The following is a 21,724-nucleotide window of genomic DNA, read 5'->3' as shown; positions in this document are numbered from 1 at the left end:
TTTGAAGGAGTACGGTTCAGCGCATGGCCGAACCGTTGACCGCGACCCAGCTGGCGCACTGGCGCACCTTCATCGAGAGCTCGTGGGCCCTGCACACCCGCCTCGAGGACGAGTTGCGCGCCGCCACCGGCCTGAGCATGAACGACTACCACGTCCTGGTCGCCCTGGCCGACGCCCCCGGCCGCCGGATCCGGATGGGCGAGCTGGCCAGCCGCCTGGTGCTGTCGCCGAGCCGGATCACGTACCAGATCAGCTCCATGATCAAGCGGGGCCTGGTGCGCAAGGAGAGCTGTCCCGACGACGGCCGCGGCCAGGAGGCCGTGCTCACCGACGAGGGCCTGACCGCGCTGCGCGAGGCCGCCCCGGCCCACCTGGAGACCGTCCGCAAGAGCTTCATCGATCACCTGGACGACGAGGAGCTGGCCGTGATCGGCCGCGTCTTCGCCAAGATCAGAGAGGTCTGAGCCATGCCCGCCATCACCGTCGACGACGTCCTCGTCCTGCCCCGCCTGCCGAAACTCGACGCGATGACCGAGATCCGTTCGGTCCGCCGGCTGACCACCGCCCCGCAGGGCTACGAGGGTGAGGGGTTCCCGGTGCGCCGGGCCTTCGCCGGCGTCCCGCTCAGCGAGCTGGACCCGTTCATCCACCTCGACCAGATGGGCGAGGTCGACTACGCCCCGGGCGAGCCGAAGGGCACACCGTGGCATCCGCACCGCGGTTTCGAGACGGTGACCTACATGATCGACGGGATCATGGATCACCAGGACTCGCTCGGCGGCGGCGGTTCGATCTCCAACAGCGACACCCAGTGGATGACCGCCGGGTCGGGAATCCTGCACATCGAGGCGCCGCCGGAGCATCTGGTGGTCAGTGGCGGCCTGTTCCACGGATTGCAGTTGTGGGTGAACCTGCCGCGCGCCGCGAAGATGATCGACCCGAAGTATCAGGACATCCGGGGTGGGGCGGCCGCCCTTCTGACCACACCGGACGGTGGCGCGCTGATCCGGGTGATCGCCGGGGAGATCGCCGGGCAGAGGGGCCCGGGCAGCACCTTCACCCCGATCAACCTGGCGCACGTCACGATGCAACCCGGTTCGCGGCTCGACCTGCCCTGGCAGACCGATTACAACGCGCTGGTCTACGCGCTGTCCGGCGAGGGCTGGGTGGGCGCCGACCTGCGCCCGATCCGGCTCGGCCAGCTCGCCACGCACGGTCCGGGCGAGGCGGTCCGGGTGGAGGCGAAGACCGAGCTGGACCTGTTCATCATGGGTGGGCAGCCGATCCGGGAGCCGATCGCCCACTACGGACCGTTCGTGATGAACACCCGTGAGGAGCTGAAGCAGGCGTTCGAGGACTTCCAGAAGGGCCGCCTCGGTGTCGTTCCGGCGGCACGCGTACCCCACACGGACTGATTAGGCTGACCGGCATGGACCGGATCGAGCGTTTCGCCGACGTCGTGGTCCGGGCTGGGGTGAACATCCAGCCCGGGCAGGGAGTCATTCTCCGTACGGACACCGCGCACCTGGAGATCGCCAGGGCGGTGGTGGCCGCCGCGTATGCCGCCGGGGCCGCCTGGGTGGAACCGCTCTGGACGGACGGCCCGATGCGCCGGTCCGCCGTCGACCACGCCAGTCTGGAGACGCTGACCACCAGTCGCGGCTGGGCGTTGCAGCGCGTCCGGGAGTGGTCCGAGCAGGGCATCGCCTCGATCGCCCTGCTCGGTGACCCGGACCCGCATCTGCTGGACGGCGCCGACCCGGTGAAGGCGGCGGCGTTCCCCGCCGAGGAGACCGCGCTGCTGCGGGAGACGGTGCTGGGCCGCCTGCGCTGGACCGCGGTGGGCGCGCCGAATCCCGGCTGGGCCACCCAGGTCTTCGGCGAGCCGGATGTGGAGCGGCTGTGGGAGGCGGTGGCCACCGCCATGCGCCTGGACGCCCCCGATCCGGTGGCGGCCTGGCGGGCGCGGGCCGCGACGCTGGCCGAGCGGGGTGCCGCGCTGGACGCTCTGGAGCTGACCTCGATCCGGTACGCGGGAGGCGGCACCGATCTCACGGTCGGCCTGATCCCCGGCTGCCGCTGGACCGGTGGCGGGCTGATCGACGACGACGGTGTCCCGTACATGCCGAACATCCCCACCGAGGAGGTGTTCACCAGCCCGGACCGGCGGACCGCCGAGGGTGTGCTGCGGGTGACGAAGCCGCTGGTGCTGAACGGCCGGCTGGTGCTCGGGCTGCGGCTGGAGTTCGCGGCGGGCCGGATCACGGCGGTGTCGGCGGACTCCGGCGCGGACGCGGTGGAGGCCCAGCTGGAGACCGACGACGGCGCCCGCTACCTGGGTGAGGTGTCCCTGGTGGACTCGGACAGCCGGATCGCCAGGGCGGGCATCGTCTTCCACAACACGCTCTTCGACGAGAACGCCGCGTGTCACGTGGCCTGGGGCGCGAGTTTCCCGTTCTCGGTGCCGGGCGCCCGGGAGCTGCCGGTGGAGCGGCGGGAGGCGCTGGGCCTGAACACGTCGGCCGTGCACACCGACGTGGTGATCGGCGGCGAGGGCATCACGGTGACCGGCACCGGCCCGAAGGGCACCGTCGACATCATCCGCGACGACGCGTGGGTCCTCTGACGATGCGGGCGGCCTACGACGAGATCGCCGACTGGTACGAGACCGAGTTCCTGCCGACGACCACACCCGGTGACCCGCTCGGCATCCGGCGTGCGATCGCCGAGCAGCTCGGCCCGGGCCACGGCCGGTGCCTGGAGATCGGCTGCGGCACCGGCGCACACGCGGCGCAGATCCGCGAGCTGGGCTGGACGCCGTTCGGGGTGGATCTGTCGGCGGGCATGCTCGGTTACGCCGGGGGCCGGCTGCCGGTGGCCCGGGCGGACGCCGCCCGGTTGCCGTTCCGCGACGCCGCGCTGGACGCGGTGGTCACGGTGATGGCGCACACCGACATGCCGGCCTATCCGGCGGTGCTGGGTGAGGTGGCCCGGGTGCTGCGCCCCGGCGGCACGTTCGTCCACGTCGGGGTGCATCCGGCTTTCTGCGGCGGCTTCGCCGACCGCGGCGATCAGACCGCGGTGGTCGTTCGGCCGGGTTATCTGGACGGCCACTGGACCAAGACCTCCTGGACCGATCAGGGGGTACGGGCGAAGGTCGGCGCCAGTCACTGGCCCCTGGCGGGGTTGCTGAACGCGTTCCTGGCGGCGGGACTGGAGTTGCGCGGGTTCAGCGAGGGCGGTTCGCCGATCCCGACGGTGCTGTCGGTCAGGACATCATCAGCATCGCGGTAGTGCCCAGCACCACCAGCAGCAGGACCGCGATGAGCAGTCCGGTCTCGGCGGTGTCGGGGGCCTCGGTCACCGGTGTCGCGGTCAGGGGCTCGCTGCTCATGATTCCACTCCTCGGCGGGGGTCGGGGGCACCGCTCCGCGTGCGGGCGGCGGTCGGGAGGCTTACGGTGAGGGCGTCGTCGACCTCGAAGGGGTTGCAGTGCCGCCGCAGGAATGGCTCCTGACCGTTGCCGAACGCGGCAACCCGGACACCTCCATACCCATATGGAACACTGGAAACACGGTCGAGCCACTCATTCACGGGCAAAATTACTTCGATCGGCTGGTGACCGAAGTCGAGGCGCTGGAGCCCGGTGATCACCTGTTCTTCACCGACTGGCGCGGCGACCCGGACGAGCGGGTCCGCGACGGCGGGCCCACGATCGCCGGGGTGTTCGCGGCCGCCGCCAAGCGCGGTGTCCTGGTGAAGGGGCTGCTCTGGCGCTCCCACCTGGACCGGTTCGCGTACAGCGAGGAGGAGAACCGGACGCTGAGCGACGAGATCGAGGCGGCCGGCGGCGAGGTGCTGCTCGACCAGCGGGTCCGCCGGGGCGGGTCGCACCACCAGAAGCTCGTGGTGCTGCGGCACCCGGGCCGGCCGGAACGGGACATCGCCTTCGCCGGCGGGATCGACCTGTGCCACAGCCGCCGCGACGACGCCCGGCATCACGGCGATCCGCAGGCGGTGCGGATGGCGTCCGCGTACGGGCCGAACCCGCCCTGGCACGACGTGCAGCTGGCGTTGCGCGGCCCGGTCGTCGGCACGCTCGACCGCTCGTTCCGGGAACGCTGGACCGACCGGGTGCCGCTCGACCAGGACGGGCCCGTCGCCACCCTCACCGACCGGCTGCGCCACGAGGACATGAGCCCCGATCCGCTGCCGGACCCGCCGCCCGACCCGCCGGAGTGCGGCCCGCACACCGTGCAGGTGCTGCGCACCTATCCGGCGATGCGCCCACCGTACGGCTTCGCGAAACTGGGCGAACGCAGCGTGGCCCGCGGCTACACGAAGGCGATCAAGCGGGCCCGCCGGATCGTCTACCTGGAGGACCAGTACCTGTGGTCCACCGAGGTGGCCCAGCTGTTCGCCGAGGCGATGCGCGACAACCCGGACCTGCACCTGGTCGCCGTGGTGCCCCGGCACCCGGACGTGGACGGCAGGTTCGCGCTGCCGCCCAACCAGGTGGGCCGGCAGCAGGCCATCGAGCTGTGCAGACGGGCCGGCGGCGACCGGGTGCACGTCTTCGACCTGGAGAACCACGACGGCACCCCGATCTACGTGCACGCCAAGGTCTGCGTCATCGACGACGTCTGGTGCAGCGTGGGCAGCGACAACTTCAACCGTCGCTCGTGGACCCACGACAGCGAGCTGTCCTGCGCGGTCCTCGACGACACCGCCGACGGGCGGGCCCCGGCCGATCCGGCGGGGCTCGGCGACGGCGCCCGGCGGTTCGCCCGCGACCTGCGGCTGACGCTGATGCGCGAGCACCTCGACCGGGCCGACGGGGACGACCAGGACCTGCTGGACCCGGAGAGCGCGATCGCGGCGCTGACCGGGGCCGCCGACCGGCTGCGGGACTGGCACGACGGCGGGCGGGTGGGGCCCCGTCCGCCGGGGCGGCTCGTCCCCCACGAGACGCGCCCGCTGCCGTGGTACCAGCGGTGGTGGGCGCTTCCGGCGTACCGGATGATCTATGACCCGGACGGACGGCCCTGGCGTGATCGCCGCGCCGGCACCTGGTAGGGGTATGCCTAGGCATACCCCCGGACCGGGGTCTGAACGGCTGGGCCGCGGCAGCCGCCGCTGGCTACCGTGACCTGGTGTTTAACGCCGAGCATCTGGCCACCGCGCTGCGGGACCGCCGTTACCTCCGGACCACCTGGCCGTGGCGGGCGGCCGGCTACCTGTCGATCACCGGAGTGATCGTCCTCCCGCTGGCCTTCGTCCTCTGGCTGCTGCTGATCCCGTGGTTGGTGGCCGGCCGCAACCTGATCGACGGTGAGACGCCGAATCTCGTGGTGATGGTCCTGATGGCGCTGGGCGCTCTCCTGATCGCCACGTTCAGCCCGCTGGTGGCGCTGCCGCTGGCCGCTCTGGAACGGCAGCGGCTCCGGATGATCGACTCGCGGCCGCTCGCCGCGCCGCACCGGATCAGCGCCACCAACCCGCTGGCCCTGTTCGGGCACGAGTCCACCTGGCGGGCCGTCCTGTACGCCGTCGTGCTGGCCCTGTTCGCCCCGCCGGTCCTGGTGCTCGCCGGGGTGCTGCTCACGCTGGAGGCGACGCTGCTGTTCAGCCCCTGGCTGGCCGAGTGGAACCTGGGCGACGTGACCATCGACGGCGGTCCCGCGTCGATCCCGTTCACCCTGCTCGGGATCGTCCTGATCCCGGTCTGGCTCTACCTGATCGGCGGCCTGGCGGCGGCGCACGGCGCGCTGGCCCGGCGGCTGCTCGGCAGCGGCGGCGACGGCCTGCGCGACCAGCTGACCGAGGTGTCGCGGTCCCGGGCCCGGCTGGCCGACGCGTTCGACGCCGAACGCAAGCGCATCGAACGGGACCTGCACGACGGCGCCCAGCACCGGCTCACCAGCCTCACCCTGCACCTGGGCATGGCCCGGCTGGACCTGCCCGAGGACTCCCCCGCCGCCGCGCCGCTCGGCCAGGCCCACGACCAGGCCAAGGAGCTGATGGTGGTGCTGCGCGACCTGATCCACGGGATCCGCCCGCAGACCCTGAGCGACGTCGGGCTGCCGGCCGCGCTGTGGGAGCTGGCCGCCAGCTCGCCGGTGCCGGTCACGGTGGAGGCGCCGGACACCATCGGCCGGCTGCCGGAGCGGGTCGAGACGACCGCCTACTTCGTGGCCGCCGAGGCGCTCACCAACGTGGCCCGGCACGCGGGCGCCACCGCGGCCCAGGTGCGCCTGACCCGCTCCGGCGACGGGGTGGTGCTGGAGATCCAGGACGACGGGCGGGGCGGCGCCGACCCGGCCGCCGGAACCGGGCTCACCGGGCTGGCCGACCGGGTGGCGGCGGCCGGTGGACGGCTCCTGCTGGCCAGCCCGGTGGGCGGTCCCACGCTGCTGCGGGTCGAGCTGTGACCCGGGTGGTCCTCGCCGAGGACGGGGTGCTGCTGCGCGAGGGCCTGGTCGGGGTGCTGGTCCGGTTCGGGTTCGAGGTGGTGGCCGCGGTCGGGGACGCCGACGAGCTGATCACCGCGGTCGAGAAGCACGACCCGGAGCTGGTGATCACCGACATCAAGAGGCCGCCGGCCTTCTCCGACGAGGGGCTGCGGGCGGCGGTGCGGCTGCGCCGGGAGCGCCCCGGGCTGCCCGTCGTGGTGCTCAGCCAGTACGTGCAGCAGGAGTTCGCGGCCGATCTGATCGGCACCGGTGACGGCGTCGGATACCTGCTCAAGGACCGGGTCGCCGACATCACCGACTTCGTGGCGTCGCTGCGCACCGTGGTGGACGGCGGCACGGTCGTCGACCCGGACGTGGTCCGCCGGCTGCTGAGCCGCCAGCGGGATCCGCTCGCCGGGCTGTCCGGCCGGGAGCGGGAGGTGCTCGCCCTGATCGCCGAGGGGCGGTCCAACTCGGCGATCGCGTCGGCCCTGTTCATCAGCGAACCGGCGGTCGGCAAGCACGTCGGCAACATCCTGGCCAAGCTGGGCCTGTCGCCGACCGACGACACCAACCGGCGGGTCCTGGCGGTGCTCACCTACCTGCGTACCGTCCACCGGTAGGGCGTCCACAGCGGCCCGGTCAGCGCCAGCTCGACGTCCCAGGCGCTCATCGGTGGCCGGCCCAGGGCGGCCCACCGTTCGGCGAGCGCCGCCCCGATCGCCGTGTAGCGGTCCCGCTCCGCGCCGGAGGCCAGGATCGCCCCGTCGGCCAGGACCACCGCGCCGGACTCGCCGGAGTCGTCGAGCACCGCGAGACAGCTCTGCTGCCGGTCCGCAAGCGCCGCCTGGGTGACCCGGTGGTGCCACGCGCCCGCCGCGTACCAGAGGTCCCGGTAGGCGAGCAGGCCCAGCGGCGGCCGCCAGCACGGCGACCGGGTCTCGGTCAGGCCGGTCATGCCGGGCACCGGCTCCGGGTGGCTGCGCCGGTGCCGGGCGGTCAGCGGGCCGGCCGCGCTCATGAACCCGGCCGGGCACACGACGGTCGCGGCGCCGCCGGTACGCACGTCCAGGACCGGGTGCGTGCCGCTGTGCTCGACCGGGACGATGATCCGCCCGCCCGGTTCGAGCCGGTCCAGCCAGTGCGGCGAGACACCGGCCACCCCGACGGTCACGATGATCCGGTCGTACCGCTCCGGGTCTCCCGCGAAGGCGGCCGTGTAGCCGTCGGCGGTCTCCACCCGGACCCCGGAGACGCCGGCCCGGGCCAGCGCGGAGCGCGCCCGGGCGGCCACGTCGGGCTGCACGTCGACCGTGGTGACCGTCGCTCCCATGGCGGCGAGCAGGGCGGCGTTGTAGCCGGTGCCCGCGCCGATCTCCAGGATCCGCATGCCGGGCCGCGGGTCCAGCGCCTCGATCATGATGGCCATCAGCGACGGCTGGCTGGACGAGCTCACCGGGCGGCCGTCGCTCAGCTTGGTGACCAGCACGTCGTTGCTGTAGACGGTGGGCAGGAAATCCGGGTCGGCGGGCCGGACGTGGCGGCCGTCGCGGCTCAGGAACCCGTCCGGCACGAAGATCTCCCGGGGCACCGCGCCGAACGCCCGGGCCAGTGCGGGCGACAGCTCGGCGCCGTCGCCGCGGATCAGGTCGAGGTAGTGCCGGCGGGCGTCCTCCATGCCTGACACGGTATAGCCGTCAATGCTCCGCGCACTCCACCGCGGCGCGGAGCCGGTCCGGAACGTCCGCATCGTGGTACGGATGCTCGGACGGTTCGATCCGGGCCAGGAAGTTCGCGTACGTGGTCGCCGCCCGCAGCTCCTGGACCGGGCGCAGCAGGTCGAGGGCCCGGCGGGCGTCACCGTCGGGCCAGAGCGCCGCCCAGTGCTCCGGGTCGACCTCCAGCCGCAGCGCGTCCAGGGCCGGGTTGCCGATCGAGGAGTCGCCCCAGTCCACGATGGTCAGACCGTCCTCGCCGGTCCGGACGTTGCCGGGATGAAGATCGCCGTGCAGCAGGGTGTCGGGGAGACCGCATTTCGCCACCTGCTCCAGCCGCCGCGGAAGATCATCGATCAACTTCCCCAGACCGGACACCACCGAGATGTACGGCGTGGCGACCTCGATGATCGTCTCCGGCGTCATCTCTGGAACGCCGTTCGCGCGGAGCTCCGCCACCCGGCCCGCGAAGTACCGCTGCACCGGGTGGAACGCGGTCGCGATCTCCGCCCGCAGGTCCGGCCCGCCGTCGTACCGGTCCTCCCCCGGCACGTGGGCCAGCAGCATCCGCCCCTCGTCGCCCGCGGCCAGCAGGTACGGGACCAGACCGGGTTCCACCGCGTCCACCATCCGCAGGACGGCCGGCTCGTGCCCGAAGAACGACGGCACCTGCTTGAGCCAGGCCACCGGGATCCCGTCCGGTCCGTCGAACCGCCAGATCGCCGACAGGTTCCAGGTCCGCTGCTGCCGGGCCACCGCACCGGACAGCCCGATCCGGTCGAGCGCGCCGGCCGCCCAGGCCAGCGACCGCTCCGGACCACCGAACTCGGCGTACGGCGCCCGGTTCGGATGCGGCGACAGGTCGGCCTCGACCGGGAGCAGACCGTCCGGCGGCTCGCCGGTGACGACGGCCAGGTAGGTGACGTGCCCACCGGGCGGCGCCGGCCGGTCGCCGTGCAACAACCGCAGCACGGTCACGTCGATCCCGGCGCCGGCCACCACGTCGGCGACCTCCTGCCACCACGGTGTGCCGACCGGGAACGCCGGCAGGGCGCCGAGCACCCGGCCCGCCGGATCGGCGATCACCAGAGTCACCGTCCGGGTCATCGGCCGAGCCGCTTCCGCAGGAACCCGCGGTCGGCCCGCCCGAGCAGCCGCAGCCGGGCCATGCCGCCGTCCGGGAAGATGTCCAGCCGCACGTGCGTCACCTCCGGCGCCCTGGCCAGCCGGAACCGGTGCGGCGTGTCCGGGCGCAGCGCGGTCCGCGGCAGCAGCTCGAAAGCGCGCCCGCCGGCGTCGATGCCGGTCAGGGCCGCCCAGCCGGGCGCGTTGCCCTTGAAGTGGCTGGTGTCCAGGTCGGCGAAGCGCAGCACGGCCGGGGCGGCCAGCCGCACGAGCACCCAGTCGTTGGCGTCGTCGCGCCGGCGGGACGTCTCCCAGCCGTCACCCATGTCGCGGGCCAGGCCGGGCATCAACATCCGCTGCGGGTGGCCGTAGAACATGTCGCTGCAATCGACGACGGTCGCGCCGTACTCGGCGGCGGCCACGTCGAACACCTTCGGCAGCAGCTCCGGATCGGGCACCGCCTCGCCGTGCACGCGCAGCCGGGCCACCCCGCCGTCCGGGAAGATGCTGAGCCGCACGTGCGTGAAACGGCGCCGGTCCGCCACCGGGTACAGGTTGCGGGCGTCGCCCTTGAGCGGCGACCTCGGCAGGATCTCCACCCAGTCGGCGGCCGCCAGCTCGTCCGGGCCGGGATGACCGGGCAGCTCCACCGCCTCCACCGAAGCGAACGGAGGGTAGTTGCCGGTGAAGTACGCGGTGTCGATGTCGACGCCGTGGACGATGCCGGGCGCGCCGAGCCGGACCACCGCGAAGTCGTGGCCCGGCGCACGGCGACGACGGGTCTCCCAGCCGTCGTACACCTGTCCTCTGTGGTCGAAGGTCCTCGGCGCGAACCCCGGCGGATCGGGCCGGACCAGGTGGTCGGCGGCGGCGAAGAACTCGTCGTTGGAGAACACGACGCCGCCACCGAACGCCCGCGACGCCAGATCGGGCAGCGCTGTGAACTCCATCAGCTCTCCTCGTCGATGCTCAAGAACGTGCCGCCGGCCCGATCGCCGGTCACCGTGCGCCCGCGCAGCCAGGTCGTGCGCACCACACCCCGCAACCACTTTCCGGCGTACGGGGTGACCGGATTCCGGTGATGCAGGGCGTGCGGGTCGACGACGAACTCGGCGTCCGGCTCGAAGGCCACCAGATCCGCGTCGGCGCCGGGAACGATCCGGCCCTTGTTCCGCAATCCCACCAGGTCGGCGGGACGGCGCGCCATCCACCTCACCACGTCCGCGAGGGTGTGCCCACGGTCCCGGGCCGCGGTCCAGATCACCGGAAGCCCCAGCTGCACCGAGGCGATCCCGCCCCAGGCCGCCGCGAAGTCGCCGGTGTCCCGCCGCTTCAGGTCCGGAGTGCACGGGGAATGGTCGCTGACCACACACGTGATCAGGCCGTCGGCCAGCGCCTCCCACAGCCGGTCGGCGTTCGCCGTGTCCCGGATCGGCGGGCAGCACTTGAACTCGGTGGCGCCGTCCGGGATCCCGGCCGCGTCCAGGGTCAGATAGTGCGGGCAGGTCTCCGCCGTCACCCGTACCCCCTCCGCTCTGGCCCGGGCGATCAACGGCAGTGCGGTGGCCGCGGAGAGATGCAGGATGTGCACGCGGCGGCCCGCCGCGCGGGCCACCGCGATGGCCGTGGCCACCGCGGCGTGCTCGGCGGCCTCCGGGCGGGAGGCGAGAAAGTCGGTGTACGCGGGCGAACTCGCCGCGTCGCGCAGATGATCCGGATCCTCGGCGTGGACGACGAACAGGGCGTCCACCGCGTTCATGGCGGTGGCCAGCTGGTCCGCGTCGACCGGTGGGAACTCGGGCACCCCGGAATCGGCCAGGAACGCCTTGAAACCGAAGACACCGGCCGCGTGCAGACCGGCAAGATCCGCCGCGTTGCCCGGGATCGCGCCACCCCAGAACCCGACGTCGACGTGGCACTGCCCGGCCGCGGCCGCCCGCTTGACCCGCAGCGCCTCGCCGGTCACGGTCGGCGGCAGGCTGTTCAGCGGCATGTCGATGATCGTGGTGACACCACCGGCCGCGGCCGCCCGGGTCGCCGTGGCGAAACCCTCCCACTCGGTCCGGCCCGGCTCGTTGACGTGCACGTGCGTGTCGACCAGGCCGGGCAGCAGAGCGGTGTCCCCGAGATCCACGTCCTCGGCCGCCCCGGCCTCGGCGTCGTACGGCAGAACCGCCGTGATCCGGCCCGCCCCGACCAGGACCGCCGCCGCCCGCTCGCCCTCGGGTGTGACCACACGCCGGGACCGGACCACCAGATCAACCATGATCGGACTCTATCGGCGCATTGTTTCCGCCCGCGCCCATCCCGGCCGGTCAGTCATTTCGTTACCGGCGGTAGCGGAGTACCCTCCCGGTCCATGGTGCGACGGTGGAGCCTGGCACTCCTGACAGCCCTCTGCGGCGTGCTCATCGCCGCCGTGAAATTCGGTGACGGCGCGCCCGGATCGGCGGCGCTGCTACTCGCCGTGTTCCTCGCGTTCGCCTTCATGCTGTCGCCGCTCGCCTTCCCGCGCACGTCGGGCGGCGCCGGCGACGATCGGCCGGTCGTCTACTGGCGGCCCGGCTGCCCCTACTGCCTGCGACTGCGGGCGCGGCTCGGCCCCGAGGCGGCCCGGCTGCGCTGGGTCGACATCTGGCAGGACCCCGAGGCGGCGGCCACGGTCCGGGAGATCACCGGTGGTGACGAGACCGTACCGACCGTGGTCATCGGCGGCCGGGGACACGTCAACCCGGATCCGTCGTGGCTGCGGGACCAGATCGCGCCCGCCGCCCCTCAGGCCTGAACCAGATCCGCCCCGGTCCAGCTCAGGAAACGGTCGTAGAACTCGGCGGGCGGGCGGGGCGAGAGATCGGTCATCGCCCGGTCCAGGTGCGCCCACATGTACATGGCGAGCATCACCCGGTCGGCACCGTCCATCAGCGACACCCGCGCGGGCTGGCACGGCCAAGGCTGCCCGCAGGCCCGGCAACTCCAGGACGGTCGCTCACAGGTGTGGTCCGGCGGCTCCGTCCCGGTGACACGGACGGTCCTCGTCAGGCGGTCGTGCACGGTGTCCTCCCCGCGTTCGGCGTGGTGCCGCCCTGTAGTACTCGCGCCGCCCCCGAAAAGTTCGACCTTTCACCGGATTCGCCGAACCCGCCACAGCCCACCCCCATGATCACGGACCGTCACTAAGGCGGCCGGCCCTCGGACGGCGGACGGCGGTGTTTCGGCTCAGGTGAGCGCGGTGAGTTCGGCGCGGGGGAAGCCGGCGTCGTCGAGGGCGCCGCAGTCCAGGCCGCGCAGCAGGTAGCCGGCGAGCGCGCGGGCGGTGGCCGGTTCGTCGGCGATGCCGCTGTCCTGCCGGTCCAGGTAGCGGCGCAACCGGGAGACGGCGGCGTCCCGGCCGTCGCGGAAGAACTCGTAGGTGGCCGCGTACCGCGTCGGCAACTGGGCGGGATGCAGGTCCCAGCCCTGGTAGAAGCCACGCTCCAGGGAACGGCGGACCAGACGGCGGTGCAGCTCCCAGGCCTCGCGCACCCGGGCCGTGCCACCGACCGGGAGGATGTTGGTGGAACCGTCGGAGAGGCGCACCCCGGTCTGGGCGGCGGCCGCCTGCATGACCGCTTTGGCGTAGTCGGCGACCGGATGTTCCATCGACTGGTAGGCGGCGGCCACCCCGGCGGCCGCGCTGTAGTCGTAGGTGCCGTAGTGCAGCCCGGCGCACCGGCCGCCGGCCGCCGTGATCAGCCGGGCGACGGTGGCGGTCCCGTCCGCGGCGAGCACCGCCGACGGCAGTTCCACCTGAATCTCGAAGGTGAGGGCGCCGGCGCTCAGCCCGTACGCCTTCTCCAGCTTCTCGCAGAGGGTGACCATGGCGGTGACCTGGTCCGGACCGCTGACCTTGGGCAGCGTCACGGTGAACAGATCCTGGTAGGCGTCGAGGAAGAGATCCAGCGTGCGCAACGAGCGCCGCCGGGTCGCCGCCTCCAGCGACTTGATCCGGATGCCGAGGAACGGTGGCCTCGGCCCGGCGGCGAGGATCGCGGCGGCCCGGCGGACGGCCGCGTCCTCCTGATCGTCGTCGCGGACCCCGTAGCCGTCCTCGAAATCGACGCGCAGATCCTCGATCGGCTCGTGAACCAGCTTGGCCCGGACCGCGGGATCGGGCCAGGGGAAGTCGTGCTCGTCCATCGCCCGCAGCGCGATGGCGCCCCAGTCACGGAAGTCGTCGAGGCGGTCGGCGGGCACATACACGGTGTGGACGGGCTGCCGCCCGGCCCGCTCGCCCGGATAGCGGGCCCGAAGGAACGCGTCGTGCCCGACCAGACCCGCGTCGATCTCGTCGTAGTCCTGTCCACTCAGGCGCATCCACAACCTCCCCGTCGATCCCGACCCCGATCCGCCCGCCCGCCGGTGTCCCCCCGATCCCACCAGCCGGGTCGGCCCTCGCCCGATTCCGCTCGCCGGTCGGTCCGTTCCCGTTACGGCCACCCCGGAGTGACGCCGCCGCACAGCAGCGCCCCTCCGGGGCTACCCACGAGCGCTGATCGCGCCCGCCTTACCGCCACCCACACGCGGCGCTCGCCACATGCGCGGCGTCCGCGTCGCACCACACGGGCGGCGCTCGCCTCGCCCCGCCCGCACGCGGTGCCCGCCGCCTTCGGTGGCGGCGTCAGTCGATGGAGTCGTAGGCCGCGCTGGTGAGGAAGTCGGCGAAGTCGTCGGCGAGGGCGACCAGCTCGAACAGCTTGCGGGCGTCGTCGTAGCGCCCCGCCGCCCAGGCCTCGTCCCCGACCGCCTCGCGGATCTTCGCGAGTTCCTCGTCCTCGATCCGCCCGACCAGCTCCGCGGTGATCGGCGTACCGTCCTCGAGCTTCACCCCGTTGTGGATCCACTGCCAGACCTGCGAGCGGGAGATCTCCGCGGTGGCGGCGTCCTCCATCAGGTTGTGGATCGCGACGGCGCCGTTCCCGCGCAGCCACGCCTCCAGGTACTGCAGGGCCACGTTGACGTTGTTGTGCAGCCCCGCCCGGGTGACCGCCCCACCGGTGCCGGCCACGTGCAGCAGGTCCGCGGCGTCGACCGCGACGTCGGGCCGCTTCTTGGCGAGCTGGTTGGGCTTGTCGCCGAGCACCCGGTCGAAGATCTCCTTGCAGACCGGAACCAGGTCGGGATGGGCCACCCACGAGCCGTCGAACCCGTCGCCGGCCTCGCGCTCCTTGTCCTCCCGCACCTTGGCCAGGGCGACCTCGTTGACCTGCGGGTCACGACGGCTCGGGATGAAGGCGGCCATGCCACCCATGGCGAACGCCCCGCGCTTGTGGCAGGTGGAGACGAGCAGTTCGGTGTACGCCCGCATGAACGGCGCGGTCATCGTCACCGCCGCACGGTCCGGCAGGATCATGTTCGGGTTGTCACGGAAGTACTTGATGATGCTGAACAGGTAGTCCCAGCGACCGGCGTTGAGCCCCGAGATGTGCGGGCGCAGCGCGTGCAGGATCTCCTCCATCTCGAACGCGGCCGGGATGGTCTCGATCAGCACCGTCGCGCGGATCGTGCCGACCGGGATGCCGAGCGCCTCCTGCGCGTAGGTGAAGACGTCGTTCCAGAGCGCCGCCTCCTTGTGGGACTCCATCTTGGGCAGGTAGAAGTACGGCCCGCTGCCGCGCTCCAGCAGTTCCTTGGCGTTGTGGAAGAAGTAGAGCCCGAAGTCGACAAGCGCGCCGACCGCCGGCTCACCGTCGACCGGAAGGTGCCGCTCGTCGAGGTGCCAGCCACGGGGGCGCATCACGATCGTCGGGTACGGGCCGCCGTTCAGCTCGTACGTCTTCTTCTCGGTCTCGAGCGTGATCGTGCGCCGGATGGCGTCGTAGAGGTTCTGCTGGCCGTCGACGACGTTCGACCAGTGTGGGGTGTTCGCGTCCTCCAGGTCCGCCAACCACACCTTGGCCCCGGAGTTGAGCGCGTTGATCGTCATCTTCCGCTCGGTGGGCCCGGTGATCTCGACCCGCCGGTCCTGGAGATCTGCCGGCGCCGGCGGCGCCGTCCATTCAGCCGCGCGGATGTCCGCCGTCTCGGCAAGGAAGCCCAGCGTGGCCCCGGCCGCGATCTCCGCTCGGCGCGCGGCACGCGCCTGGAGGAGTTCGTTACGGCGAGGCCGGAAGCGCCGGTTCAGGTCGGCGACGAACGCCACGGCCTCGTCGGACAGGATCTCGGTCATCGTTGACGATTCCTCTCAGTGTGGTTACTCCCCCGTACCGTAATCGAGCATTATTCATGGTCCTCCCCACCGGTCTACCACCCCCCAGCCGCTGTGGCTTACTTCTCTATCCGGCGTCCATGAGCCGCCGATGCGCCCGCCGGGCACGCTCGGTGAGAGTGTCGGCGTCGGCGTTGACCAGCTCGCCGCGCTCGACCACCGGACGGCCGCCGACCAGCGCCAGGTCGACCCGCGCCGGTGGGCCGAAGACCAGCGCCGCGACCTTGTCGTCGATGCCGTCGTGCCCCAGCCCGTCGAGCCGCCACATCACCAGATCGGCGAGCTTGCCGACCTCCAGCGAACCGAGATCGTCGGCCCGGCCGAGGCACCGGGCGCCGCCGATGGTGCCGAGCCGCAGCGCCTCCCGTGCGTCCATCGCCTTCGGACCGCCGCGCGACCGGGCCGTGTAGAGCGCCTGCCGCAACTCGGCCCCCAGATGCGAGACCTCCTGCGAGGCGGCCCCGTCGACACCCAGGCCCACCGGGACGCCGTGGTCGATCAGCTCCCGAACCCGGGCCGAGCCGGCGCCGAGCCGTGCGTTCGAACTCGGGCAGTGCGCCACGCCGGTTCCCGTGGCGCCCAGCTTGGCGATCGCCGAGTCGTCCAGGTGCACGCCGTGCGCCAGCCAGACGTCGTCGCCGAGCCAGCCGACGCGTTCCGCGTACTCCACCGGGGTGCAGCCGAACTGCTTCCGGCAGAACTCCTCCTCGTCGTCGGTCTCGGCCAGGTGGGTGTGCAGGCGCACCCCCTTGCGCCGGGCCAGCGTCGCGGCCTCCTCCATGAGCCGGGTCGTCACCGAGAACGGCGAGCAGGGGGCCACCGCGATCCGCAACATCGAGTCCGGCGACGGGTCGTGCCAGCGGTCGATGGCCGCCTCGGTGGCGGCGAGCGCCTCGTCGGTGTCCTCGACGACGTGGTCCGGTGGGAGGCCGCCGTCCTTGCGGCTCAGGTCCATCGAGCCGCGGGTCGGATGGAACCGCACCCCGATCGACCGCGCCGCCTCGATCTCCGCGGCCAGCACATCGCCGCCGTCACGCGGGAAGACGTAGTGATGGTCCATGCTCGTGGTGCAGCCGGACAGCGCCAGCCAGCCGAGCCCCGCCCCGGCCGCCGCGCCGACGATCTCGGCGTCCAGCCGGCCCCAGATCGGGTAGAGCGTCGTCAGCCAGCCGAACAGCGTCTCGTCCAGCGCCAGGCCGCGGGTCGCCCACTGGTACAGGTGGTGATGTGTGTTCACCAGGCCGGGCGTGACCAGGCAACCGGAACCGTCCACACGGCGGGTGCCCGCCGGCACGGCGGTCGGCCGGCCCGCTCCGACGGCCGCGATCCGGCCGTCGTCGCCGACCAGCACGTAGCCGGTGGTGTGCTCGCGCCCGTGTGGGTCGACGGTGGCGACCGCGGCGTTCTCGATGAGGATCACAGCCACCATCCCGCGGTCGCCGGCGGCGCGTCGTCGCGGGTCACGCTGCCCTCGATCAACCCGTACGGCCGGTCGCCGGCGATGAACACCTCGTTCGGATTGTCCAGCCCGAACGGCGACAGGTCGGCGAGGTAGTGATGCTTGTTCGGCAGCGCCAGCCGCACCTCGGCCACCTCGGGCCGGGCCTCCAGAAGCCGGCTGCCCATCGCATACAGCGTCTGTTGCAGCGAATAGCTGTAGGTGTCGACGAACGCGCCGACCAGCGCGTCCAGGGCGCCCTCGTACGATTTCGCCCAGTCGGCGCCGTCGTCGCGGTGCCGCCAGCGAGCGTCCACCGCGGTCGCCAGGATCCGGTCGGTGGCCGGTGGCAGGGTGGTGAACTCGTCCTCGACGAAGCCGTGGAACTCGGAATCCGTCGAGTTCAGCAGCACCAGGCCGGTGACGCCGGAGACCACCTGGGTGGCCTGCTCGGTCACGGTGACCACGGTGGTGCGGGTGTGGTCGCCGCGCCGCCGGAACGAGTGCGGGCCGAGCCGGTCCCACGTGAACGACTCGATCGACACCTTCGCCCCGTGCACCTGTGGCTGGGTGACGACGAAGTGGCGCGCCAGGAGCAGGGCGAACGCCTCGGGTTCGCCGACACCGTGCTTCCTGGCGAACGCGTACACCGTGTTCTTCATCGTGTCGGTCGGCAGGACACCGGAGTTGTCCCCGGTCAGGTGGGTGGCGGTCAGGTCGCCGGAGAGGGCGACGCTGACGTTGAGGTCGACCAGGCCGTGCGTCTCCCCGTCGCGGTGCACCCGGACGAGACGGGTCTCCGCCTTGCCGTAACGGTTCGGTCCGAGAACGATCGCCAACGGTCAGCTCCCTCGGTAGGTGGTGTAGCCGTACCGGCTCAGCAGCAACGGCACGTGGTAGTGACGATTCGGGTCGTGCACGTGGAAGGCGATGGTGATCTCCGGGAAGAAGCAGTCGCCGCCCAGGTAGGGCTCCACGTAGAAGAAGAGGCGGTAGCCGCCGGCCTGCCAGGCGTGCATCGGCACCTCGTAGCGCAGGCGGCCGTCGTCGTCGGTGCGCCCCTCGGCGATGGTGCCCCAGCCGGCGGCGTCGCGGCGCTCCAGCCGGACGTAGACGTCCCGGGCCGGCTCGCCGGTCACCGTGTCCAGGATGTGCGTCGAGATCCGGGCGTGGAACTCGGCCGTCACGCCGTCAGAGGGCATCGAGCACCCGCTCCAGCCGCAGCCGCGCGATCCGGCGCAGCTCGTCCGACACGATCGCCCGCTCCTCCGCGTCGTCGTTGCCGAGGCGCTCCCGGGCCACGGCGAGGATCTCGGCCTGCGTGCGACCACTCGCGAAGATCAGGAACACGTGCCCGAACCGGGCCTCATACTCCTTGTTGGCCAGGACGAGGGCGGCCCTGGTCTCGTCGTCAGCACTGACCGCCGCGGCCGACTGCTCCGCCCGGGACCAGGCGGCCTCCTGGGACTCCCCGGCCGCACGCTCGCCGATGCGTGGGTGGGCGGACAGCCCACGCAGCACATCGGACCAGCTCAGCGCCCGGGACGCGGCGTCGGCGGTGGCGAGGATCGCGGCCCGGTCGGCATAGGGCCGGCCCGCGACTATCCGGCTGCCCCAGGCGGGCGCCGCGCAGCAGGCGAGCAACTCCTCCTCCAGACGCTCCGCGGGCAGAGCGTTGAAGACATCGACCACACCCATCGGCCACCCCCTCGTCGATCTTGGCCAGTCAACCAGGCACGGCCCGCCGTATGCACCGGCGGACCGAAGAATTAACAGGGCTCGTTCGTCCGCCACCCTGCCACGAAACACGCAAGAAAATCTCGCCTGTGGACGACGCCGGTGGGCGTGACGGCTTCTGTGGACGAAGCCCGTGAGCGCCGGAATTGTGGTAAGCGGTGGGCGGCCTGTGGACAACCGCGGAAGTGTCACAGGGATGAGCCAGACTGGGCCCGTGCTCATCGCCGCCGACGCTCTCCCCGACCTTCCGGTCCGCCCCGTGCTGCCCCGGGTCGCCGCCACTCTCGCCGACACCGGCGCCGCGGTCCTGGTCGCGCCACCCGGCACCGGCAAGACCACGCTGGTTCCGCTCGCGCTCGCCGCCGGCGGCCGCGTCATCGTGGCCGAGCCACGGCGGGTCGCCGCGCGGGCAGCCGCCCGCCGGATGGCGTCACTGCTCGGTGAGCGCCCCGGCGGCCGGGTGGGTTACGCGGTGCGCGGCGAGCGTCAGGTGTCCCGGGAGACCGTGGTCGAGGTCGTCACCACCGGCCTTCTGGTCCGGCGTCTCCAGGCCGACCCGGAGCTCGCCGGCACCGGCACGGTGATTCTCGACGAGTGCCACGAGCGGCATCTCGACTCCGACCTGGCGCTCGCCTTCCTGGTCGAGGTGCGCGCCGCGCTCCGCCCCGACCTGCGCCTGCTCGCCACCTCGGCCACCGCGGACGCCGACCGCCTCGCCACGGTCATCGGTGCGCCGGGCACTCCGGCGCCGGTGGTCACGGCGCACGCCAAGGCCTATCCGGTCGAGGTGATCTGGGCTCCCCCGGCCGGCCCGGTGACGCCACCGCACGGCCTGCGCGTCGACCCACGCCTGCTCGACCACGTGGCGGTGACGACGCGACGGGCGCTGTCCGAGGGCGACGGCGACGTGCTGGTCTTCCTGCCCGGGGCCCGGGAGATCGAGACGGTCGCCGGCCGCCTCCGCGATCTGGACGCCGACGTGGTCACCCTGCACGGCCGCCAGTCCGGCTCGGCGCAGGACGCGGCGTTGCGCCCCGGCCCACGGCGCCGGGTGGTGCTGGCCACGGCGATCGCCGAGAGCAGCCTCACCGTTCCGGGGGTGCGCGCGGTGGTCGACGCCGGTCTGAGCCGGGTGCCCCGGATGGATCACGCCCGGGGCCTCGGCGCGCTGAGCACGGTGCCGGTCTCCCGCTCCAGCGCCGACCAGCGTGCCGGGCGAGCCGGCCGCGAGGCGCCGGGCCGCGTCTACCGGTGCTGGTCACCGGCCCTGCACGACCGGCTGCCCGCCCAGCCCGAGCCGGAGATCGCGGCCGCCGACCTCACCGGTTTCGCCCTGGACCTGGCTCTCTGGGGACACCCCGACGGCAGCGGCCTCGCCCTGCCCGACCCGCCGCCGGGTGGCGCCCTCCGCGCCGCCACCGCCGTGCTGCACGACCTGGGCGCCCTCGGCCCCGACGGCCGGGTCACCGCACGCGGCCGCGCCCTGGCCGGCGCCGGCCTCCACCCACGCTGGGCCCGCGCCCTCCTCGACGGCGCCGCCACGATCGGAGCCCGGCGCGCCGCCGAACTGGTCGCCGTCCTCGACGACGACCGAGCCGCCACCGACGACGTGGTCGCCGCATGGCGGCGCTCCCGTGCCACGAACGACGCCACATGGCGGGCCGAGGTCCGCCGCCTGACCCATGCCATCGACCGAGCCACCCAGCCACCGCCCCCGGAGCCCTCATCCCCGAGGGACACGCCAGCCCCAAGCGACACACCAGCGCAGATCGCCACACCAACCCCGGGAAAGCAAGCCGCCCGATCCGACCGCGACACGCCCGCCCAGGCCTTCAGCCCGGGTCAACGGGCCGCCCGGTCCCACCGCGACACGGCCACCCAGGCGCCCACCACGGGCGGGCCGGCGGTGGGGGACGACCTGGCGGCCGGGCTGGTGGTGGGGCTGGCGTTTCCGGAGCGGGTGGCGCGGGCTCGCGAGCCGGGCGGGCGGGCGTACCTCATGGCCGGCGGCACTGCGGCCGAACTACCGGCCGGGAGTTCGCTCGCCGGCACACCGTGGCTCGCCATCGCGAGCGCCGATCGGCCGGCCGGGGCCCGGGTGGCGCGGATCCGCGGTGCCGCGCCGATCGACGAGGAGACCGCTCGGGAGGTGGCCGCGCCGCTGCTCACCGACGCCACCGAGATCGGCTGGATCGACGGGGACGTGGTGGCCCGGCGGGTTCAGCGGCTGGGGGCGATCACGCTGGTCTCCGGGCGGCTGAGCGATCCCGACCCGGCGCTCGTCCGAGAGGCCCTCATCACCGGGCTGCGGGAGTCGGGGCTCGGGTTGCTGACCTGGAGCCGGACCGCCGAAGAGTTGCGGCAGCGGTTGGCCTTCGCGCACACGGCGCTCGGCGATCCGTGGCCGGACGTGTCCGATGCGGCGCTGCTCGCGAACCTGGAGGACTGGCTGGATCTCGGCGCCGCCCGCCGCCGGGCCGACCTGGCGAAGCTGGACGTCACCGGCGGGCTGCGGCGTCTCGTGCCGTGGCGGGTGGCGGGTCGGCTCGACGAGGTGGCCCCGGAACGCCTGCCGGTGCCGAGCGGCTCACAGGTGCGGGTCGACTACCGGGATCCGGCGGCGCCGGTGCTGGCGGTGAAGGTGCAGGAGGCGTTCGGCTGGCGGGAGGCGCCACGGCTGGCCGACGGCCGGGTTCCGGTGCTGCTGCACCTGCTCTCCCCGGCCGGGCGGCCGGTGGCGGTCACCCGCGATCTCGGCTCGTTCTGGGTGCAGGGCTATCCGCAGGTACGGGCCGAGATGCGTGGCCGCTACCCACGTCACCCATGGCCGGAGGATCCGACCACGGCGGAGCCCACCCGTCGCACCAACCCACGCGTCCGGTGACTCGATGCGGGCGCGCCCCTGAAGTGCCTCCCTGGTCGAGGTCCGCGTTTCGCATCTGGCCTTTTCCGGTACGAGTGTCCTCCTCCCCACCTGGTCAGGGCCGTCCCGTCCGGTGGGCGCGAGCTTGCC

Annotated in this window: 21 protein-coding genes; 9 read left to right on the top strand and 12 right to left on the bottom strand. The window is 72.9% G+C overall.

Translation table 11 applies throughout. The annotated features are described in order from the left end of the window. Positions 1 to 23 precede the first annotated feature (23 nt). From J5X75_RS33395 to J5X75_RS33380, 4 genes are read left to right on the top strand one after another with little or no spacing between them, the layout of a single operon-like run. Positions 24 to 464 (top strand): MarR family winged helix-turn-helix transcriptional regulator, encoded by a 441-nt coding sequence (locus J5X75_RS33395; RefSeq protein ID WP_208471607.1) that lies wholly within the window; start codon positions 24 to 26, stop codon positions 462 to 464. A gap of 3 nt (positions 465 to 467) precedes the next feature. After that, entirely contained in the window at positions 468 to 1,415 is a 948-nt protein-coding gene (locus tag J5X75_RS33390; RefSeq protein ID WP_208471606.1) for a pirin family protein, read from the top strand. 14 nt (positions 1,416 to 1,429) lie between these two features. Next, complete coding sequence (locus J5X75_RS33385) at positions 1,430 to 2,626, top strand: aminopeptidase (RefSeq protein ID WP_208471605.1); 1,197 nt, start codon at positions 1,430 to 1,432, stop codon at positions 2,624 to 2,626. Then, positions 2,614 to 3,294, top strand: coding sequence for a class I SAM-dependent methyltransferase (locus J5X75_RS33380; protein ID WP_307798422.1), 681 nt, complete (start codon positions 2,614 to 2,616; stop codon positions 3,292 to 3,294). The genes J5X75_RS33385 and J5X75_RS33380 overlap by 13 nt, the downstream gene beginning before the upstream one ends. On the opposite strand, the gene J5X75_RS45675 is transcribed toward J5X75_RS33380, so the two are convergent. Further along, positions 3,269 to 3,394 (bottom strand): hypothetical protein, encoded by a 126-nt coding sequence (locus J5X75_RS45675; protein WP_274383733.1) that lies wholly within the window; start codon positions 3,392 to 3,394, stop codon positions 3,269 to 3,271. The genes J5X75_RS33380 and J5X75_RS45675 overlap by 26 nt on opposite strands. 98 nt (positions 3,395 to 3,492) lie before the next feature. Between J5X75_RS45675 and J5X75_RS33375 the strand changes: the two genes are divergently transcribed. The 3 genes from J5X75_RS33375 to J5X75_RS33365 all read left to right on the top strand — a co-directional run bounded on the left by J5X75_RS33375 (position 3,493) and on the right by J5X75_RS33365 (position 7,075). Then, positions 3,493 to 5,076, top strand: a complete 1,584-nt coding sequence (locus J5X75_RS33375) for a phospholipase D family protein (protein ID WP_208471604.1) — start codon at positions 3,493 to 3,495, stop codon at positions 5,074 to 5,076. Positions 5,077 to 5,153: 77 nt separating this feature from the next. Beyond that, positions 5,154 to 6,431 carry a sensor histidine kinase gene (locus J5X75_RS33370; RefSeq protein WP_307798421.1) on the top strand — a complete coding sequence of 426 codons (1,278 nt, stop codon included), beginning with the start codon at positions 5,154 to 5,156 and terminating at the stop codon, positions 6,429 to 6,431. Then, the gene (locus J5X75_RS33365; RefSeq protein ID WP_208471603.1) at positions 6,428 to 7,075 is read left to right on the top strand and encodes a response regulator transcription factor; all 648 of its coding nucleotides are present in this window, start codon (positions 6,428 to 6,430) and stop codon (positions 7,073 to 7,075) included. Before J5X75_RS33370 ends, J5X75_RS33365 begins: the two co-directional genes overlap by 4 nt. On the opposite strand, the gene J5X75_RS33360 is transcribed toward J5X75_RS33365, so the two are convergent. From J5X75_RS33360 to allB, 4 genes are read right to left on the bottom strand one after another with little or no spacing between them, the layout of a single operon-like run. After that, on the bottom strand, positions 7,051 to 8,130 hold the full coding sequence (locus tag J5X75_RS33360) for a protein-L-isoaspartate O-methyltransferase family protein (RefSeq protein WP_208471602.1): 1,080 nt from the start codon (positions 8,128 to 8,130) through the stop codon (positions 7,051 to 7,053). The genes J5X75_RS33365 and J5X75_RS33360 overlap by 25 nt on opposite strands. A 19-nt stretch (positions 8,131 to 8,149) precedes the next feature. Beyond that, positions 8,150 to 9,274, bottom strand: coding sequence for a phosphotransferase (locus J5X75_RS33355; RefSeq protein ID WP_208471601.1), 1,125 nt, complete (start codon positions 9,272 to 9,274; stop codon positions 8,150 to 8,152). Continuing rightward, entirely contained in the window at positions 9,271 to 10,242 is a 972-nt protein-coding gene (alc, locus tag J5X75_RS33350; protein ID WP_238490411.1) for an allantoicase, read from the bottom strand. Before alc ends, J5X75_RS33355 begins: the two co-directional genes overlap by 4 nt. Next, positions 10,242 to 11,558: an allantoinase AllB gene (allB, locus tag J5X75_RS33345; RefSeq protein WP_208471600.1), complete on the bottom strand. Its 1,317-nt coding sequence runs from the start codon at positions 11,556 to 11,558 to the stop codon at positions 10,242 to 10,244. The genes alc and allB overlap by 1 nt, the downstream gene beginning before the upstream one ends. Positions 11,559 to 11,651: 93 nt before the next feature. Here allB and J5X75_RS33340 point away from each other — a divergent pair, with 93 nt between their 5' ends. Beyond that, positions 11,652 to 12,077, top strand: coding sequence for a glutaredoxin family protein (locus tag J5X75_RS33340; RefSeq protein ID WP_208471599.1), 426 nt, complete (start codon positions 11,652 to 11,654; stop codon positions 12,075 to 12,077). Here J5X75_RS33340 and J5X75_RS44835 read toward each other — a convergent pair. From J5X75_RS44835 to uraD, 7 genes are all read right to left on the bottom strand, one after another. Further along, on the bottom strand, positions 12,068 to 12,211 hold the full coding sequence (locus tag J5X75_RS44835) for a hypothetical protein (RefSeq protein WP_238490410.1): 144 nt from the start codon (positions 12,209 to 12,211) through the stop codon (positions 12,068 to 12,070). The genes J5X75_RS33340 and J5X75_RS44835 overlap by 10 nt on opposite strands. 297 nt (positions 12,212 to 12,508) lie before the next feature. Next, on the bottom strand, positions 12,509 to 13,645 hold the full coding sequence (locus J5X75_RS33330; protein ID WP_208471598.1) for a DUF6986 family protein: 1,137 nt from the start codon (positions 13,643 to 13,645) through the stop codon (positions 12,509 to 12,511). 304 nt (positions 13,646 to 13,949) lie between these two features. Beyond that, a complete protein-coding gene (gene aceB, locus J5X75_RS33325) occupies positions 13,950 to 15,497 on the bottom strand; it encodes a malate synthase A (protein WP_208471597.1) in 1,548 nt (515 codons plus the stop codon). 106 nt (positions 15,498 to 15,603) lie between these two features. Then, positions 15,604 to 16,956 (bottom strand): 8-oxoguanine deaminase, encoded by a 1,353-nt coding sequence (locus tag J5X75_RS33320; protein WP_208471596.1) that lies wholly within the window; start codon positions 16,954 to 16,956, stop codon positions 15,604 to 15,606. Continuing rightward, on the bottom strand, positions 16,953 to 17,813 hold the full coding sequence (gene pucL / locus J5X75_RS33315; RefSeq protein WP_208471595.1) for a factor-independent urate hydroxylase: 861 nt from the start codon (positions 17,811 to 17,813) through the stop codon (positions 16,953 to 16,955). Before pucL ends, J5X75_RS33320 begins: the two co-directional genes overlap by 4 nt. A 3-nt stretch (positions 17,814 to 17,816) precedes the next feature. Beyond that, the gene (gene uraH / locus J5X75_RS33310; RefSeq protein WP_208471594.1) at positions 17,817 to 18,176 is read right to left on the bottom strand and encodes a hydroxyisourate hydrolase; all 360 of its coding nucleotides are present in this window, start codon (positions 18,174 to 18,176) and stop codon (positions 17,817 to 17,819) included. Further along, positions 18,166 to 18,672, bottom strand: a complete 507-nt coding sequence (uraD, locus tag J5X75_RS33305) for a 2-oxo-4-hydroxy-4-carboxy-5-ureidoimidazoline decarboxylase (protein ID WP_208471593.1) — start codon at positions 18,670 to 18,672, stop codon at positions 18,166 to 18,168. The genes uraH and uraD overlap by 11 nt, the downstream gene beginning before the upstream one ends. 259 nt (positions 18,673 to 18,931) lie before the next feature. Between uraD and J5X75_RS33300 the strand changes: the two genes are divergently transcribed. Continuing rightward, positions 18,932 to 21,595, top strand: a complete 2,664-nt coding sequence (locus J5X75_RS33300; protein WP_208471664.1) for an ATP-dependent RNA helicase — start codon at positions 18,932 to 18,934, stop codon at positions 21,593 to 21,595. Positions 21,596 to 21,724 lie beyond the last annotated feature (129 nt).

The sequence above is a fragment of the Actinoplanes flavus genome (assembly GCF_017592555.1).
Classification (GTDB): Bacteria; Actinomycetota; Actinomycetes; order Mycobacteriales; family Micromonosporaceae; genus Actinoplanes; species Actinoplanes flavus.
This window is presented reverse-complemented; position numbering and strand designations above follow the sequence as displayed.